This is a genomic window from Nissabacter sp. SGAir0207 (assembly GCF_005491205.1).
Classification (GTDB): Bacteria; Pseudomonadota; Gammaproteobacteria; order Enterobacterales; family Enterobacteriaceae; genus Chimaeribacter.
On record NZ_CP028035.1, the window covers coordinates 1493729 to 1511803 of the forward strand.

14 protein-coding genes are annotated in these 18075 nt (G+C 57.3%); 13 read left to right on the forward strand and 1 reads right to left on the reverse strand.

Features of this window, described 5'->3' with window-relative positions:
• Positions 1–16 precede the first annotated feature (16 nt).
• Positions 17–1600 (reverse strand): TerC family protein, encoded by a 1584-nt coding sequence (locus C1N62_RS06335; protein ID WP_137764922.1) that lies wholly within the window; start codon positions 1598–1600, stop codon positions 17–19.
• 1107 nt (positions 1601–2707) lie between these two features.
• Between C1N62_RS06335 and C1N62_RS06340 the strand changes: the two genes are divergently transcribed.
• The 13 genes from C1N62_RS06340 (at position 2708) to galU (ending at position 18047) form a co-directional block, all read left to right on the forward strand.
• The gene (locus C1N62_RS06340) at positions 2708–3841 is read left to right on the forward strand and encodes a polysaccharide export protein (RefSeq protein WP_137762832.1); all 1134 of its coding nucleotides are present in this window, start codon (positions 2708–2710) and stop codon (positions 3839–3841) included.
• A gap of 6 nt (positions 3842–3847) precedes the next feature.
• On the forward strand, positions 3848–4282 hold the full coding sequence (locus C1N62_RS06345; RefSeq protein ID WP_137762833.1) for a protein tyrosine phosphatase: 435 nt from the start codon (positions 3848–3850) through the stop codon (positions 4280–4282).
• 12 nt (positions 4283–4294) lie between these two features.
• The gene (gene wzc, locus C1N62_RS06350) at positions 4295–6466 is read left to right on the forward strand and encodes a tyrosine-protein kinase Wzc (protein ID WP_137762834.1); all 2172 of its coding nucleotides are present in this window, start codon (positions 4295–4297) and stop codon (positions 6464–6466) included.
• Positions 6467–6621: 155 nt separating this feature from the next.
• A complete protein-coding gene (locus C1N62_RS06355; protein ID WP_137762835.1) occupies positions 6622–7455 on the forward strand; it encodes a glycosyltransferase in 834 nt (277 codons plus the stop codon).
• Between the two features lie 28 nt (positions 7456–7483).
• The gene (locus C1N62_RS06360; RefSeq protein ID WP_240775738.1) at positions 7484–8071 is read left to right on the forward strand and encodes an acyltransferase; all 588 of its coding nucleotides are present in this window, start codon (positions 7484–7486) and stop codon (positions 8069–8071) included.
• 105 nt (positions 8072–8176) lie between these two features.
• Entirely contained in the window at positions 8177–9256 is a 1080-nt protein-coding gene (locus C1N62_RS06365; RefSeq protein WP_168195822.1) for a glycosyltransferase, read from the forward strand.
• A complete protein-coding gene (locus C1N62_RS06370) occupies positions 9253–10491 on the forward strand; it encodes an O-antigen ligase family protein (protein ID WP_240775739.1) in 1239 nt (412 codons plus the stop codon). Before C1N62_RS06365 ends, C1N62_RS06370 begins: the two co-directional genes overlap by 4 nt.
• A complete protein-coding gene (locus tag C1N62_RS06375; protein WP_137762837.1) occupies positions 10484–11491 on the forward strand; it encodes a glycosyltransferase family 1 protein in 1008 nt (335 codons plus the stop codon). The genes C1N62_RS06370 and C1N62_RS06375 overlap by 8 nt, the downstream gene beginning before the upstream one ends.
• Positions 11481–12635, forward strand: a complete 1155-nt coding sequence (locus C1N62_RS06380; protein ID WP_137762838.1) for a glycosyltransferase family 4 protein — start codon at positions 11481–11483, stop codon at positions 12633–12635. Before C1N62_RS06375 ends, C1N62_RS06380 begins: the two co-directional genes overlap by 11 nt.
• Before the next feature lie 16 nt (positions 12636–12651).
• Positions 12652–14106 carry a mannose-1-phosphate guanyltransferase gene (cpsB, locus tag C1N62_RS06385; RefSeq protein ID WP_137762839.1) on the forward strand — a complete coding sequence of 485 codons (1455 nt, stop codon included), beginning with the start codon at positions 12652–12654 and terminating at the stop codon, positions 14104–14106.
• A gap of 81 nt (positions 14107–14187) precedes the next feature.
• Positions 14188–15564, forward strand: coding sequence for a phosphomannomutase CpsG (cpsG, locus tag C1N62_RS06390; RefSeq protein WP_137762840.1), 1377 nt, complete (start codon positions 14188–14190; stop codon positions 15562–15564).
• Positions 15565–15646: 82 nt separating this feature from the next.
• Positions 15647–17080 carry an undecaprenyl-phosphate galactose phosphotransferase WbaP gene (gene wbaP, locus C1N62_RS06395; protein ID WP_137762841.1) on the forward strand — a complete coding sequence of 478 codons (1434 nt, stop codon included), beginning with the start codon at positions 15647–15649 and terminating at the stop codon, positions 17078–17080.
• Positions 17081–17153: 73 nt separating this feature from the next.
• Positions 17154–18047 carry a UTP--glucose-1-phosphate uridylyltransferase GalU gene (gene galU, locus C1N62_RS06400; protein WP_168195823.1) on the forward strand — a complete coding sequence of 298 codons (894 nt, stop codon included), beginning with the start codon at positions 17154–17156 and terminating at the stop codon, positions 18045–18047.
• The last annotated feature ends 28 nt before the right edge of the window (positions 18048–18075 follow it).

Sequence of the window (18075 nt, forward strand, 5' to 3'; positions counted from 1 at the left end):
TTCCTGCCGCTTGCGGCTACACTTCGTAATCCTCTTCCACCGGCTGCACCGGCGCGGTGATCTTCACCCGCGTGATGCGGTGGCTGTTGACCTCCAACGCTTCAAACAGGTAGTCGCCAATCTGGTAGGCCGCCCCCTGCGTGGGGATCGCCTGCGCATACTCCATCAGCAAACCGGCCAGCGTGTGGTACTCCCGCTTCTCATCCGCCGGCACCGGGATGTAGAGCGCCAGATCCTCCAGCGGGATGTAGCCATTGGCGATCCAGGTGCGCTCATCGGTCTGCTGGATATCGTGGCGCGGGTCATTCTCCTCTCCAGCCACCGGCAGGTTACCGGCAATGGTCTCCATCACGTCCGTGAGGGTCACGACCCCCTCGACCGAGCCAAACTCATCCACCACGAAGGCAAAGTGGGTCTGCGCCTGACGGAACTGCTCCAGCGCCATCAGCAACGTCAACTGCTCCGGGAAGATCAGCGGCTGGCGCACCACCGCCCGCACATCCAGCGCCTGCTGCGCCAGCAGCTGCCGCAACAGGTCGATGGTATGCACCACCCCCAGCGGCTCATCCGTCGCGTTGTCCTCCGTCACCACCAGCCGCGTGTGCTGGTTGCGCGCCAGCTGCGCCGCCAGCGCCTCAGGCGGATCGTTCAGCTCCAGACACTCCACGTCATGGCGTGAGGTCATGATGCTGCTGACGCTGCGCTGGCCGAGGCCCAGCACGCGCTCAATCATGCGCCGCTCCTGCTCGTTAAACACCTCTCCGCCGCCGCTGTCAGCCACCATGTTGGCGCTGTGGTTGTCGAGATCGGTCTCCTCATGTCGGCCACTGAGCATACGCAGCACCGTTTCGGCGGTGCGCTCGCGCAAAGAGCGGTGGGAGGAGAGGAAACGCCGCCGGTTGAACTGCGCCAGCTGGTTGAGCGCCTCAATCATCACCGAGAAGCCAATCGCCGCATAGAGGTAGCCTTTCGGGATGTGGTAGCCAAAGCCGTCAGCAATCAGGCTAAAGCCAATCATCAGCAGGAAGCTGAGGCACAGGATGACGATGGTGGGGTGGGCGTTGACGAAGCGGGTCAACGGCTTGCTGGCAAGCAGCATCAGGCCAATGGCGATACAGACCGCCAGCATCATCACCGGCAGGTGATCCACCATGCCGACGGCGGTGATCACCGAGTCGAGCGAGAAGACGGCATCCAGCACCACAATCTGCGCCACCACCGGCCAGAAGCGGGCGGCCTTGCGCGGCCCCTCATCGTGATGGTCTTTCGCCTCCAGCTGCTCGTTCAGCTCCACTGTGGCCTTGAACAGCAGGAACACGCCGCCCACCAGCATAATCAGGTCACGCCCGCTGAACGGGTGCGCCATCAGGGTGAACATCGGCTGGGTCAGGGTCGAGAGCCAGGAGATAGAGGCCAGCAGCAGCAGGCGCATGATCAGCGCCAGCATCAGGCCCGTTACGCGCGCACGGTCGCGCTGTTTGCGCGGTACCTTCTCCGCCAGAATGGCGATGAAGATAAGGTTATCGATACCGAGCACAATCTCCAGTACCACCAGGGTTGCCAGCCCGGCCCAAATTGTCGGATCGGCGATCCATTCCATCACGTCTACAGCCTCAATGTCATACGGGACACCCCGCGCCCGCCATAATGTAAGCCGGGCGCTGAAAATTCAACTTTAAATCCACCTCCCCCGGCCAGCGGGGTCGGCTGCGATTAATATTTAAAAATTGCCGCAATTAAATGACATTAATCAGTTAATCAAGAGGGTAAAAGTGGAAATATATATGAGGAAATTCCTAAATTCACTGTATCCATTCTGATACCATGCGCCATTCGTCGGGAAATAATGAGCAATATGATTAGTCCGAATTATACGAATTTTTCTCAATCCCACTTGAAATTCTGGCTAATAAAGCATCCTCACCTCAGTTAAATCTGAAAGAGCTTACTATTCAGGCGGCTGTCGTTCAATTTTGCGACATCGAAAAGCGGCGGGAAATAGGGGGGGTAGTCTTATTCCTAAAAGAATAGCAAAGGCCTACAACAGGCTTGTAACACCTGAGCAATAGTATAAGAATCTTAGACACAATTTATATATCACGTTCAACCCAATGCCTAAATGGTGGCGATAAATTGTCAGTTATGTGACAAGCCTATCATTTGCGTACCGGGCTTTGCCCAGCCTGAAGCCGCGTCTGCCGGCGTAAGGGCGTGAGGTTGTTGACGTTTTCTCCGTACAGTGCATTGGTAGCTGCAAGCCAAGGGCGGTAGCGTGTCCGGGTAAAGGGGAGGTCAACAGTTCCGCTGCGAAATATTCGCAGCGGAACAAGATATAGACCATTCCTAACGTCAATTTCTTTAACTTACGCCATGATGCCCTCCGCCAGGAATGAAAGCGGCCTGCGGGCGCTGCCAATGAAGTAATGGCGGTGAGCCGGAAAGAGCAGAAGTGAATTCAGGTGAAATTGATAAGCAATTTATATGAAATCGGTTAACTAAGAGCATTCAACAGATGAATGTTTGATAAAGATCGTTATAGTACGCATCAAGCTCACTCATTTTGTTAAGGAACCAGCCGCTATTACGAGACGCCAGTGACCAGATGCTTCTACTACACGCTTGGGGCTTTGAAAGGTTGAGCAGTGACTTTATCAGGGACGGCGGAATACGTCCTTTTCAGAAAATCAGCGACAGTGATGATAATGCAATGGCTAATAGAAAATTAAAACTGATACCGCTTTTGGTATCGATCACCCTGATCAGTGGCTGTGCCGTCATTCCTGGTCAGAATCTTTCGACCAGTGGGAAAATGGTAGTTAAACAGGACGACGCCGATTACGACATCGACAAATTGGTTAATGTCTATCCGCTCACGCCGAAATTGGTGGAGCAAATGCGTGTCCGCCCGCTGGTCGCACAGCAAAACCCGGCGCTGCAAAATGAGTTGGCCAATTACCAGTACCGCGTGGGCGTGGGCGATGTGCTGAACATCATCGTCTGGGACCACCCGGAGCTGACCACGCCAGCCGGTACTTACCGTAGCGCCAGCGATACCGGTAACTGGGTGCACGCCGATGGCACCATCTTCTATCCCTATATTGGCCGCGTCCGTGTGCTGGGCCGTACCGTCACGCAGATCCGTGACGAGATCGCCGGCCGTCTGGCGCAATTTATTGAAAGCCCGCAGGTGGACGTGAGCATCGCCTCCTTCCGCTCGCAGAAGGTCTATGTCTCCGGTGAAGTGGGCACCTCCGGCCAGCAGCCGATCACCAACGTGCCGCTGACCATTCTGGACGCCATCAACGCCGCCGGTGGCCTGACCACCGACGCCGACTGGCGCAACGTAGTGCTGACGCACAATGGCCGCGAGGAGCACATCTCCCTGCAATCCTTGATGCAGGAAGGCAACCTCGGCCAGAACCGTCTGCTCTATCCGGGCGACATCCTGTTTGTGCCGCGTAACGATGACCTGAAAGTGTTCGTGATGGGTGAAGTGACGCGTCAGTCCACCCTGAAGATGGACCGCAGTGGCATGACGCTGGCCGAGGCGCTGGGCAATGCCCAGGGCGTAGACCAGACCGCCGCCAACTCCACCGGCATCTTCGTGATCCGTCCGCTGAAGGGCAAAGAGGGCAGCAAGCTGGCGAACATCTACCAGCTCAATACCCAGGATGCCTCCAGCCTGGTGCTGGGCACCGAGTTCCAGTTGCAGCCGTATGACATCGTCTACGTGACCGCGGCGCCAGTCGTGCGTTGGAACCGTCTGATCAGCCAGTTGCTGCCGACCATCAACAGCATCCGTTACGTGACCGAAACGGTACAGGACTTCAGGAGCTTCTAAGCCACCATGTTTAATTCGATTCTGGTGGTTTGCGTCGGCAACATTTGCCGCTCCCCAACCGGGGAGCGGTTACTGCGTAAATACACCGATAACACGATCATCCAATCGGCCGGCCTGTCCGCCCTGGTGGGGAAACCTGCCGATGAGCAGGCAAGCCAGGTGGCGGAGGAACACGGATTACGCCTCGAGGGGCACAGCGCCCGGCAACTTACCGCCGCCATGTGCAGGGAGTTTGACCTGATCCTGGTCATGGAGCGACGCCATATCGATGCGGTGACCAATCTGGCGCCGGAAGTCCGGGGTAAAACGATGCTGTTCGGGCACTGGGATCAGCAACGTGATATTCCCGATCCCTATCGGAAGAGTCGCGAGGCCTTCGAGTCCGTATACCGTTTACTTGATGATGCGGCTCAGAAATGGGCAAAAGCACTTACTAGCTAATCAGGGAAAAAGATGTCTGAGAAAAATAGAGTTCAATCAAGCCACGTGGGCGGCAATGACGAGATCGATCTGGGCAGACTCCTCGGAACCCTGCTGGATCACCGCTGGCTGATCATCGGGATCACCTCCCTGTTTGCCGTGATCGGCATCATCTACACCCTGTTCGCGACGCCGATTTATAAGGCAGACGCGATGGTGCAGGTGGAGTCTTCGGTCGGCAACGCCATCATCGACAATATGGACAGCCTCATGCCGAGCGCCCGTTTGGGTTCTGACGCAGAGATCCAGCTGATCCAGTCCCGTATGGTGCTGGGCAAGACCGTGGCTGACCTGAACCTGGACACCCAGGTGCAGGAGCACCACTTCCCGGTGTTCGGCAAGGGCTGGGCGCGTATCAGCGGCCAGGACCCGGCAGAGATCGCCGTGTCGCGCTTCAATGTGCCGACCAAACTGATGAACAAGCCGATGTCGCTGGAGATCGTCGATGGCAAGCACTATGTGCTGAGCCAGGATGGTCAGGAGCTGCTGAAGGGCGAAGTGGGCCAGCTGGCCACCAAAGGGGATATCTCCCTGCTGGTTAGCGATGTGAAGGCGGAAGAGGGCACGGTGTTTGACATCATCAAGCGTCCTGAGATCTTTGCCATCAAGCAGATCCAAGGGCAGTTGCTGATCGAGGACGCGGGCCGTGACACTGGCGTGCTGACCCTCTCGCTGACCGGCGAAGACCCGGACCTGATCCAGAAGACGCTGGCCAGCATCGCCAACAACTACCTGATGCAGAACGTAGAGCGCAAGTCCGCCGAGGCTGAGAAGAGCCTGGAGTTCCTGCGTGTGCAACTGCCGCAGGTACGCAGCAAGCTGGATATCGCCGAAGACAAGCTGAACCGCTACCGCCAGCAGAATGAGTCCGTGGACATGTCCCTCGAGACCAAATCGCTGCTGGACCAGATGGTTGGCCTGGAGAGCCAGCTCAACGAGCTGACCTTCCGTGAGGCAGAGATCTCCAAGCTCTACACCAAGTCTCACCCGGCTTACCGCACCCTGCTGGAGAAGCGCCAGACGCTGGAGAATGAGAAGAACAACCTGAACAAACGTGTCAGCTCCATGCCGGAGACCCAGCAGGAGATCCTGCGTCTGACCCGTGATGTACAGGCTGGTCAGGAAGTCTACATGCAGCTGCTGAACAAGCAGCAGGAGCTGAGCATCACCAAGGCCAGCACCGTGGGCAACGTACGGGTGGTGGACAACGCGCTGACCCAGCCGGGCACCGTGAAGCCGCAGAAGATCCTGGTCATCATCATTGCCATCATGCTGGGCCTGATTGTCTCCATCTTCTGGATTGTGGTGAAGATCATGCTGTACCGCGGCATTGAGAACCCGCAGGTGCTGGAAGAGGCGGGCATCAACGTCTACGCCAGCATCCCGCTCTCTGAGTGGCAGCAGAAGAAAGACCGCGAGCTGTTCGCGCAGAAAGGCACGAAACGCAAAGAGCAGGCGCAGGGTGTGCTGGCAGTGGGCAACCCGACCGACTTGGCAGTGGAGGCCGTGCGCAGCCTGCGTACCAGCCTGCACTTCGCGATGCTGGAAGCGAAAAACAATATCCTGATGATCTCCGGTGCCAGCCCGTCGATTGGTAAGACCTTCGTCTGTACCAACCTGGCGGTGGTGATTGCGCAGACCAACAAGCGCGTGCTGGTGATCGATGGCGATATGCGTAAGGGCTACACCCACGATCTGCTGGGCATCCCGAATACGCTGGGCCTCTCTGACATCCTCTCTGGTCAGAGCAGCGTGGCGAACGCGGTGAAGAGCAGTGGCGTCGCCAACTTCGACGTGATCACCCGCGGTAAGGTGCCGCCGAACCCGTCCGAGCTGCTGATGAACGAGCGCTTTGACGAGCTGTTGGCGTGGGCCAGCCAGCACTATGACATGGTGCTGGTCGATACCCCGCCAATCCTGGCGGTGACCGATGCAGCCATCGTGGGCCGCAAGGCCGGTACGGCGCTGATGGTGGCGCGCTACGGTGTCAATACCCTGAAAGAGATCGAGGTGAGTATCAACCGCTTCGACCAGAACGGCATTGAGATCAAGGGCGTTATCCTCAACTCCGTCATCAAGAAAGCGAGCAACTACTACGGCGCTTACGGCTACTACGAGTACGAGTACAAATCAGCCAAACAGTAAGGGGAGGGGGCACCCCCCTCTCTGGCCGGCCCCCGACGGGGCTGGCCTGCTGCTGGCTCGCTGCACCCACACTTTCACCTTCCGCCGCCGGAAGGCAGTCAGGCAATTTACTGGTCAGTCAATATCCGGACTCACTAACCGCAGAGAGTGAAACTATGAACGAAAAACGCGTATCGGTGTATATTCCGACCCATAACCGGTCGTCACTGTTAGAGCGGGCAATTAAATCGGTTATTAACCAGACCTATAAAAATATTGAAATATTGGTATGCGATGATGGCTCATCAGATGATACCCAGCAACTGGTCGAGCGTTATCAGCAAAAGCATGACAATATCCGTTATCTGAAAAATGAGACGCCGAAAGGCGCCTGTGCGGCACGTAATTTGGGCATTAACGCGGCCACCGGTGAATATATTACCGGGCTGGATGATGATGATGAATTCCTGCCAGAGCGCATTGAGAAATTCGTTAAATTCTTCAACCGCCACAAATACCCTTATTTGAGTTCAGGCATCATCTTTAATTTCGGCAAGCACCAGAAGGTGGGCTTCAATAAAGTCACCCATATCCAGCTTGACGCGCTGCTCTACCAGAACATTGTCGGCAGCCAAATCTTCACCAAAACCGACTACCTGCGTGCGATTGGCGGTTTCGACGAGAGCTTCAAGGCCTGGCAGGACTATGACACCTGGGTTCGCCTGAGCGCCCGCTACGGCGAGGGCTATAACATCGGCGAGGCGACCTACATCCAGCACCTGGAGCATGAGTTTGGCCGCATCACCAAGAGCAACAAGCTGGAGATTGGCTACAACCAGTTCGTAACCAAGCACCGCAAATTGCTGAAACCGGCGCACCGCAAGAACCTGCTGTTCAACTACAAGATGGCGCGCGACGAGAAGCTCTCCATCCAGGACATGGTGCAGGTGTGCTACCCCGGTAACGTGGTCAACGTGATTAAGTACCAGGCACGCAAAATATTGATGTAACCCAAACGCGCTTGAGCAAGGAATAATAATGAGCCGTGCGATCTATTTCGTCCTTCTGATGGTGAAGGATGCACTGAATTATCTCTCCCATGTGGGATTCCGGGCAAAAATGCGCGCCAACCGGGTGCGTATTGATAAAACCGCCTCGGTGTTCAAGCAGGATAAAAATGAGGTGATCCTCCATCCCGGCGTCTCTATCGGGAAAGGGAGCGTGATTACCTGTTCCGATGAGATGGCCAAGCCGGGTGTCCAGAGCCGTATTGAAATTGGCGCGGACACTGCCATTAACGAATATAACAACATCCGGGCATCGGGCGGGGAAATAGTTATCGGCAAGAAATGCATTATTTCCCAATATGTGAGCATGATCGCCAGTAATCATGAAATCAATACCACGGAATTCATGAAAGATGCCCTGTGGGACAACGTGAAAACCTCCGTCACCATTGGTGATGACGTCTGGATCGGCGCTGGCGCCGTGATCCTGCCGGGCGTCCAGGTGGGCAATGGCTGCGTGATCGCCTCGGGTGCCATCGTGACCAAGAGCGTGCCTGACTACAGCATCGTGGCTGGCGTGCCAGCAAAAGTAGTCAGCCAGCGCCAGATCCACCACTGATTCCCTTTTCCGACAACTCACAGAGCCGTATGCCCTATGCCTATGCTTAAAGATCGACACATTGCGATAGTCTTCACTGCCGCCATCGTGGGTGGCCATGAACTTATGGCTGTCGAGCATATTAAAAAACTTCAGCGCAAGGGGCTGCAGCTGTGCTGCATGGTGCCGGATGACAACCAGAAGCTGATGGCAACCCTCGATCAGGCGGGCATCGCCTGGCAGCCGCATGATGTGCGCCACCAGAAGCTGGAGATCCTGCACGCCTTCTTCAACCTGGCGCTGCGCGCCCGTGCGGCGCGCCTGCTGAAGGATCTGGCGGCGCGCTTTGATGACATTGTGCTGATCCAGGGCGATATCGAGCTTGGCTCGGTGTTCGTCAACATGGCGGCGCAGCAGAAGCTGGATGTGATCTCCTATATCCCCTATGCACACAGCTTCCGCAAGATGCACGCCAAACTGGCCGGCATCAAGGACGCGCTGGGCGCGGTGGCCTACCGCCGCTGCACCCGCTACATCACCATCTCCGAGTGCTTCGCTGACGACCTGCGCCGCTGGAACCCCAAGGCGCGCGTGCGGGTGTTGCCGAACTTTGTCGCGCCGCCGCCGGTGGCCGAGATCCGTGGGGTGGGCTACCACTTCACGCCACGCGCCGACACGCTGCGCATCCTGATGCCGGGCCGCGTCAGCTTCCGCCAGAAGGGGCAGGATGTGCTGATGGAGGCGCTGAAGCGTCTGGCTGGCCTGCCGATCGCCATTGAGGTGGTGGTGGCGGGGGATGGCCCGGATCTGGCGGCGCTCAAGGCGCAGGCGGCCACACTGCCAGCTTCGATCAAGGTCACCTTCCTCGGCTGGGTCAACCCCATCTGGGAATATGCCTACGACGTCGATTTCATCGTCATCCCCTCGAAATATGAGGGCGTGCCGCTGGTGATGCTGGAGGCGCAAAAGCGCCATATCCCGATCATCGCCTCACGCCGTGACGGCATGAAGGACTATCTGGACGCGCACGCCATCTATGACGTCGATGGCCCGCTGGATGAGTCGGCCGCGCTCGCCGGCAAGATTGCCGACTACCTGCGCGAGCAGCACGGCATCAGCGCCACGCAGGCGGAGGCCCGCCCGGCCAGTCGCCCGGCCGCTGGCGCGACGCCACTTAATACTCCAATAAAAGAAGAACGCTTATGATGATGAGTAGCTCCCGGGCCATCAGCCTGGATAACAGCCGCGGCCTGTCAATGTCCAGCATCCTGATCTTCCTGACCGCCGTCGCCTGTCAGCTGACGGACGTCGCGCTCGGGCCGGTCAAGGTGTGGGAGTTGATGGCACTGTCGCTGTTTCCGTTCTTTGTTCGCCGTATTGAAACCAAGCTGCTGATTTTCCTGGTGGTGTTTGTGGTGCTGATGCTGCTGTCGCTGCTGAAGGGCGCGATGGGCGACGTCTACTTCTCCAACTACGGTGGGCTGAAAAGCAAGTATGTGATCTCGCTGGTGCGCTTCGTGGAGCTGGTGCTCTGTCTGGTGGTCGCCTGCCTGCCGTTCAACTTCTACCGCAACAATGGGCTGAGCTTCCACGACATCGTCAACAAGTTCTTGAAGTACAACGCCATTATCTGTCTGGGGATCTTTGCGCTGTTTATGGTGGATACCGCCATTGGCACGCGGCTGGTCTCCTACGGCTCCACCCACCGCCTGCGTGGCTTCTACGTGGAGGGCGGCCCCTACGGCCTCTACATCAGTACCCTGCTGCTGCTGGAGCTGATGTTCTTCAAGCGCAAACTGATGCTGGCGCTGTTCGGCGTGGCGCTGCTGGCCTCGCAGTCGAAGGCCGGGATCGTGGGCGCGGCGGTGTTTGTCTTCCTGGCACTGGCGTTCCGTTACCCGTTCCTGCGCAGCTTCCTGACGCCCAAAAGGGTATTCCGCTTCTCCACCCTGGTGCTGGTGGGCGTGCTGCTCGGCGGCGGCGTGATGTACAAGGTGGCCGAAAACTATGTGGATGACCTGAGCAACCTGCATCAGGTGCTGGAGCAGCGCGGCAATGACCCGTCGCTGGTGATGGGGCGCATCGCCGCCACCTTTATCGGCCCACGCATCATCGCCGACAACCCCTTTATCGGGGTAGGGCTGGGCACCTACTCACTGGTGCGCAACAACTCAGAATACCGTGGCCCCTTCCCGATTGTACCGGGCTGGGATTTAACCGGTCTGGGTGGGTTCTTCAACCTATTAATTGAAAATGGCGCAATAGGCGTAATCCTGTTTTTAATTGCCACCATCCGTTATTTCCGATTTAACGAAATGGGCATGGTCTTTTTCATCCTTTTCGTATTGCCATTCTTGTTGGGTGCGCAGTTGTATATGGTGTATCCGTGGTTATACCTCGGGTTTTATTGTGTCTATCGTAGAGAGATGACTGATGAGTAGGATTATTTACGACAACCGATGGGACGGTTCCGGCGGCATTGGTACTTTCGCGAACGAGATCAACCGAATAAATAAGTACGAAGATGCAAATTTCACCGGTAAGCCGGTTTCACCTGGCGATACGATTAAAACTGCCATGGCGAGCCTGTCGAAACGCGGCGATGTGATCTTTTTTCCGGGATATATCCCGCCGCTGTTTTCGAAAATACCTTACGTGTTTACCGTACACGATTTGAACCACTTGGATCGCCCGGAAAACTCCAGCAAGTTCAAACGCTTGTTTTATGACGTGGTGATCCGGAATGGCTGCCGGAAAGCCAAGAAAATTCTGACCGTTTCAGAATTTTCCAAGCGACGCATTGTTGAGTGGTCTGGTATTAATCCTAATAAGGTCGTTAATGTCGGTAATGGCGTCTCAGAAAGTTTTAATGTTCACGTAAAGCCTTATAATGTGGACTTCAAATATTTCTTATGTGTCAGTAATCGCAAGGCTCACAAGAATGAGCTGCGCACCCTGGAGGCCTTCGCCAAGGCGAATTTACCACCGGATGTGAAGCTGGTATTTACGGGTAAGCCAAGCGAAGAGCTGACCACATTAATGGAAAAATTGCAGGTCGCGGACCGGGTGCACTTTACCCATTTTGTGGCCTTAGAAGATCTGCCCTCATTGTATAAGAGCGCCAGCGGGCTGTTATTCGCCTCGCTGTATGAAGGTTTTGGTTTGCCGGTGATTGAGGCCATGGCCTGCGGAACGCCAGTGATTACCTCCAATACCACGTCATTGCCGGAAGTGGCCGGTGACGCGGCGATTCTGGTGAATCCGCTGGATGTGGACGACATCGCCACCGCCATCAACCAGCTCTACTTCAATGAGGCGCTGCGGGAAAAATTGATTGCGAAAGGATTCATTCAGGCGAAGAAGTTCTCCTGGGCCAAGACCGCAGAGAAGGTGCGGAACGCCCTGAATGAAGTGATTGCTGAGGAACACCATGGAAAATAACTATAGCGTGGGTTTTGTGACCGACTGGCTGGTCACCTACGCCGGCGCTGAGAAGGTGCTGAGCGAACTGGTAAAAGTCTACCCGGAGGCCGATCTCTACTCGGTGATCGACTTCCTCTCTGACCAGGATCGCCAGAAGATCGGCAACAAGCGTGCCACCACCACCTTCGCGCAGAACCTGCCGCGGGTGAAGAAGAAGTATCAGAACTACCTGCCGCTGCTGCCGCTGGCGATTGAGCAACTGGATGTCTCCGGCCATGACGTGGTGATCTCCAGCTCCCACGCGGTGGCTAAAGGGGTGCTGACCGGCCCGGACCAGCTGCACATCAGCTATGTGCACTCGCCGATCCGCTACGCCTGGGACTTGCAACACCAGTACCTGCGCGGCGCCGGTCTGGACAAAGGCATGAAAGGCTCGCTGGCCAAGTACCTGCTGCACAAGATGCGCCTGTGGGACTACCGCACCGCCAAGGGCGTAGACCACTTTATCGGCAACTCGCAATTCATTGCCCGTCGCATCCATAAGGTCTATGGCCGCAAGGCGGATGTGATCTATCCGCCGGTTAACGTTGACCGCTTCTCGCTCAACGAGAACAAAGAAGAGTTCTACTTCACCGCCTCCCGCATGGTGCCCTACAAGCGGATGGACCTGATTGTGGAAGCCTTCGCCAACATGCCAGACAAGAAGCTGGTGGTGATCGGCGACGGCAGCGAGATGGAGAAGGTGAAACGCCTGGCGAAACCGAACATCGAGATCCTGGGCTTCCAGGATGACGCCACCCTGCAGGACTACATGCGCCGCGCGAAAGCCTTCGTGTTCGCCGCGGAAGAGGACTTCGGTATCTCCCCGGTGGAGGCACAGGCCTGTGGTACGCCGGTCATCGCCTTCGGCAAGGGTGGGGCGCTGGAGACCGTGCGCCCGCTCGGCGTGGCGCGCCCGACCGGCCTGTTCTTTGACGAGCAGACCGTGCCGAGTCTGGTGGCTGCCGTCAACCGCTTCGAGCAGAACCGCGATGACATTCTGGCGCAGGATTGCCGCTTCAATGCCACCAAGTTCTCGGAGGCGCGGTTCCGCGAAGAGATGCAGCAGTACGTGGATGCCAAATGGCAAGTGTTCAACGAATCCAAAAAGATCATTTACTAGGCGTAAGGGGAAACACATGAGCTCGACCAAACTCTATCCGGTGATCATGGCAGGCGGCTCCGGCAGCCGTTTGTGGCCCTTATCCCGCATCCTGTACCCGAAGCAGTTCCTGAACCTGAACGGCAACGAAACCATGTTGCAGTCCACCCTGAAGCGTCTGGATGGCCTGAGCTGCCAGAACCCGGTGGTGATCTGCAATGAAGTACACCGCTTTATCGTGGCCGAGCAGCTGCGCGAAATGGGCAAGCTGACCAAAAACATCATTCTGGAGCCGGCAGGCCGCAACACCGCCCCGGCCATCGCGCTGGCGGCCCTGACCGTGGATCAGGCCGAGGGTGCGGATGAAGACCCGCTGATGCTGGTGCTGGCCGCTGACCACGTGATCAAGGATGTGGCCGCCTTCCAGCGCGCCGTGACCGACGCCATCCCCTACGCCCAGGAGGGCAAGCTGGTGACCTTCGGCATCGTGCCGACCGGCCCGGAGACGGGCTATGGCTACATCAAGCGCGGCGAGACCGTCGCCCTCGACAACCCGGTCAACGCGCCGGATGAGGTGGCGTTCCGCGTCGCCGAGTTCCGCGAGAAGCCGGATCTGGCGACTGCCCAGAGCTATCTGGAGAGCGGCCACTACTACTGGAACAGCGGCATGTTCCTGTTCCGCGCCAGCCGCTATCTGGAGGAGCTGAACAAGTTCCGCGCCGACATCGGCAGTGCCTGTGCCGAGGCGGTCGGTACTATTGACCCGGATCTGGACTTTGTGCGCGTGGATGTGGACGCCTTCCTGCGCTGCCCGGATGAGTCCATCGACTATGCGGTGATGGAGAAGACCCAGGACGCCATCGTGGTGCCGATGGATGCTGGCTGGAGCGACGTCGGCTCCTGGTCCTCCCTGTGGGAGATCAGTGACAAGGACGAGCTTGGCAACGTGCATCAGGGCGATGTCATCAGCCACAACTCGCAGGACAACTATGTGTTCGCGGAGTCGAGTCTGGTGACCACCGTTGGCGTGCAGAACTTGGTGGTAGTGCAGACCAAGGATGCGGTGCTGATCGCGGACGTCAATCAGGTGCAGGATGTGAAGAAGATCGTTGAGAAGATCAAATCTTCCGGCCGCCAGGAGCACCATATCCACCGTGAAGTCTACCGTCCGTGGGGCAAGTATGACTCCATCGACGCCGGTGCGCGCTATCAGGTGAAACGCATCACCGTGAAGCCGGGCGAGAAGCTATCGCTGCAGATGCACCACCACCGCGCCGAGCACTGGGTCATTGTGGCTGGCACGGCCAAGGTCACCAAGGGCGAAGAGCAGTTCATCCTGACGGAAAATGAATCCATCTACATTCCGCTGGGTGAGACCCACTCGCTGGAAAACCCCGGCAAGATTGCGCTGGATTTGATTGAAGTTCGCTCCGGTTCTTACCTGGAAGAGGATGATATCGTCCGTTTCCAGGATAACTATGGCCGCGTGTAACGTTTAAATACTTTTACTATTCACCAGGGCGTGCCGCCTGCCGGCACGTTGGTGTGGGATATTATGCTCAAGGAAATGTCTATGCCTACTTCATTGTCATGCTTTAAAGCCTACGATATTCGCGGCCAGTTGGGTGAAGAGCTCAACGAGGATATTGCTTATCGCATCGGGCGTGCCTATGGGGAGTACCTGAAGCCGGAAACCATCGTGGTCGGCGGCGACGTGCGCCTGACCAGCGAAGGACTGAAACTGGCGCTGGCCAAGGGGCTGCAGGATGCTGGCACCCATGTGATCGATATCGGCCTGAGCGGCACCGAAGAGATCTACTTCGCCACCTTCCACCTCGGTATTGATGGCGGCATTGAAGTCACCGCCAGCCACAACCCGATGAACTACAACGGCATGAAGCTGGTGCGTGAAAACGCCAAGCCGATCAGCGGCGACACCGGCCTGCGCGACGTGCAGCGTCTGGCAGAAGCCAATGACTTCGCGCCGGTCGACCCGGCCAAGCGCGGCAGCTACAAGCAGATCTCCATGTTGGAAGAGTACACCGACCACCTGCTGGGCTACGTGAACCTGAAAAACTTCACCACCCCGCTGAAGCTGGTGCTGAACTCCGGCAACGGCGCGGCTGGCCACGTGGTAGACGCCATCGAGGCGCGCTTCAAGGCGCAGGGCGTGCCGGTAGAGTTCATCAAGGTGCACCACCAGCCGGACGGCAACTTCCCGAACGGTATCCCTAACCCGCTGCTGCCAGAGTGCCGCGCCGACACCACCGCCGCGGTGCTGGAGCACAACGCCGACATGGGCATCGCCTTTGACGGTGACTTCGACCGCTGCTTCCTGTTCGACGAGAAGGGCCGCTTCATCGAGGGCTACTACATCGTTGGCCTGCTGGCACAGGCGTTCCTCGAGAAGCAACCGGGCGCCAAGATCATCCATGACCCGCGCCTGAGCTGGAACACCATCGACATCGTGACCCAGGCGGGTGGCGAGCCGGTGATGTCCAAGACTGGCCATGCCTTCATCAAGGAGCGCATGCGCAAAGAGGACGCCATCTACGGCGGCGAGATGAGCGCGCACCACTACTTCCGTGACTTCGCCTACTGCGACAGCGGCATGATCCCGTGGTTGCTGGTGGCCGAGCTGCTCTGCCTGAAGAACAAATCCCTGGGCGAGCTGGTCTCTGACCGCATGGAAGCCTACCCGGCCTCCGGCGAGATCAACAGCGTGATTGCCAACCCGAAAGAGGCGATTGCCCGCGTCTACGATCACTTCGCGCCTGAAGCGCTGAACATCGATCAGACCGACGGCATCAGCCTGGAGTTCGCCGAGTGGCGCTTCAACCTGCGTAGCTCCAACACCGAGCCGGTGGTTCGCCTGAACGTCGAGTCTCGCCAGAATACCGCGCTGATGAACGCCAAAACCGAAGAGATTTTAACACTGTTACGGGATTGATTTACTTGGCGTGGCCGGGCGGTATCGCTGCCGCCCGGTCATACCCGCCCAGGCAAGTATGAATATATAAGAAGAGTCAACTATGCGCGTTTATAATGTTAATTTGAGTGGCTTTTTCGTTAAGCTGTCACTGGCAATATCCGACTTTCTGTTCTTCAACCTATCGCTCTACTTCTCCATTGCGGTACTGCGTCACATGACGGATGACGTTTACCAGTACATTCCGCGCCATGAAATGACGTCATTCTACTTTGCGCATCTGCTGCTCTCCCTGCTGGCCGTTGTTTGGTTCTGGGTGCGTTTGCGCCACTACACATACCGCAAGCCGTTTTGGTTTGAACTGAAAGAGACACTGCGCACGCTGCTGATTTTCGCCATCATCGCGCTGGCGACGGCCGGTTTCTCAAAATGGGAATTGTCCCGTTACTTCTGGCTGCTGACTTGGGTCACTATCCTGATCACCGTGCCGCTGGCGCGCTCCATCGTGAAGCGCCTGCTGAACAAGATGGGTTACTGGCGCAAGCAGACGGTGATCATCGGCAACCAGAAAAACGCCCGTGAGGCCTTTGTGGCCCTGCAGAGCGAAGAGGTGCTGGGCTTTGACGTGGTGGCCTTCTATGCCGTAACCCCGTGCGATGAGACGGAGCTGTTTGGCAAGCCGGTGATTCAGGACGAGCGCACGCTGTGGGATCTGACCAACACCGAGGATACCCAGTTCATCGTGGCGGTAGAGTTCGAGGAGCATTCGCTACGCGACTACTGGCTGAAGAACCTGGCGAAACACCACTGCCGTTCGGTCTCCGTGATCCCGACACTGCGTGGCGTACCGCTTTACGGCACCGACATGTCATTCATCTTCAGCCATGAAGTGATGATTTTGCGGGTCAGCAACAATTTGGCGAAGCGCACCTCACGTATGATCAAGCGTGCCTTCGACATCTTCGGCTCGCTGGTGATTATGCTGCTGCTGGCGCCGGTGCTGTTCATCCTGATGTACCTGGTGTCGAAAGATGGCGGCCCGTCGATCTACGGCCATGAGCGCGTCGGCCTCGACGGCAAGAAGTTCAAGTGCCTGAAGTTCCGCTCGATGGTTACCAATTCGCAAGAGGTATTGCAGCACCTGCTGGAGACCGATGCAGAGGCGCGTGCCGAGTGGGACAAGGACTTCAAGCTGAAGAACGACCCGCGCATCACCAAGGTGGGCAAATTCATCCGCCGTACTAGCCTGGATGAGCTGCCGCAGCTGTGGAACGTGTTCCGTGGCGAGATGAGTCTGGTTGGCCCGCGCCCGATTATCGAGAAAGAGCTGGAGCGCTACGCCGGTGAGGTGGACTACTACCTGATGGCGAAACCGGGCATGACCGGCCTGTGGCAGGTCAGTGGCCGTAACGATGTCGATTATGACACCCGCGTCTATTTTGATGCGTGGTACGTGAAGAACTGGTCCCTGTGGAACGATATTGCCATTCTGTTCAAGACGGTAAATGTGGTGCTTAAGCGCGATGGTGCATATTAAGAAATCAACTATTCTTAATGATCGTCAACATATAACCAACAGTGAATACCTATACGAAAGGGAAGAAAAACCTATGGCGAATTTGAAAGCGGTAATACCTGTAGCTGGGCTGGGGACACGTATGTTGCCTGCCACCAAGGCGATCCCAAAAGAGATGCTGCCGGTGGTCGACAAGCCCCTGATCCAATATATCGTGAATGAGTGCGTCGCCGCAGGGATCAAGGAGATCGTGCTGGTGAGCCACTCCTCCAAAAATGCCATTGAGAACCACTTCGACACCTCTTTCGAACTGGAAGCCGTGCTGGAGTCCCGCGTTAAGCGCCAGCTGCTGAAGGAAGTACAGGGCATCTGCCCGCCAGACGTCACCATCATGCAGGTGCGTCAGGGTCAGGCCAAGGGCCTGGGCCACGCGGTGCTGTGCGCCCAGCCGATGGTCGGCGACTCGCCGTTCATCGTGCTGCTGCCGGACGTGCTGCTGGATGACTCCACCGCCGACCTGCGCCGCGAAAACCTGGCAGCAATGGTCAAGCGCTTTGAAGAGACCGGCCACAGCCAAATCATGGTGGAGCCGGTGCCGGAGAAAGATGTCTCCAAGTATGGCGTGGCGGACTGCAACGGCGTCGACATCGCGCCCGGCGAAAGCACCGTGATGACCGCCGTGGTTGAGAAGCCAGCGCAAGAGGACGCCCCGTCCAACCTGGCAGTGGTGGGCCGCTATGTGCTGTCGAAAGATATCTGGCCGATCCTGGAGAAGACCCCGCCGGGTGCCGGTGATGAGATCCAGCTGACCGACGCCATCGCCCTGCTGATGAAGCAGCAGCCGGTGGAAGCCTTCCACATGAGCGGCAAGTCCCACGACTGCGGCGACAAGCTGGGCTACATGAAAGCCTTTGTCACCTATGGCGTGCGCCATGACACCGAAGGCAAAAAGTTCGCTGAGTGGCTGAAAACGCTGGCTAACGCCTGATAGCCTGATTCTCTTCAAACCGAGTGCG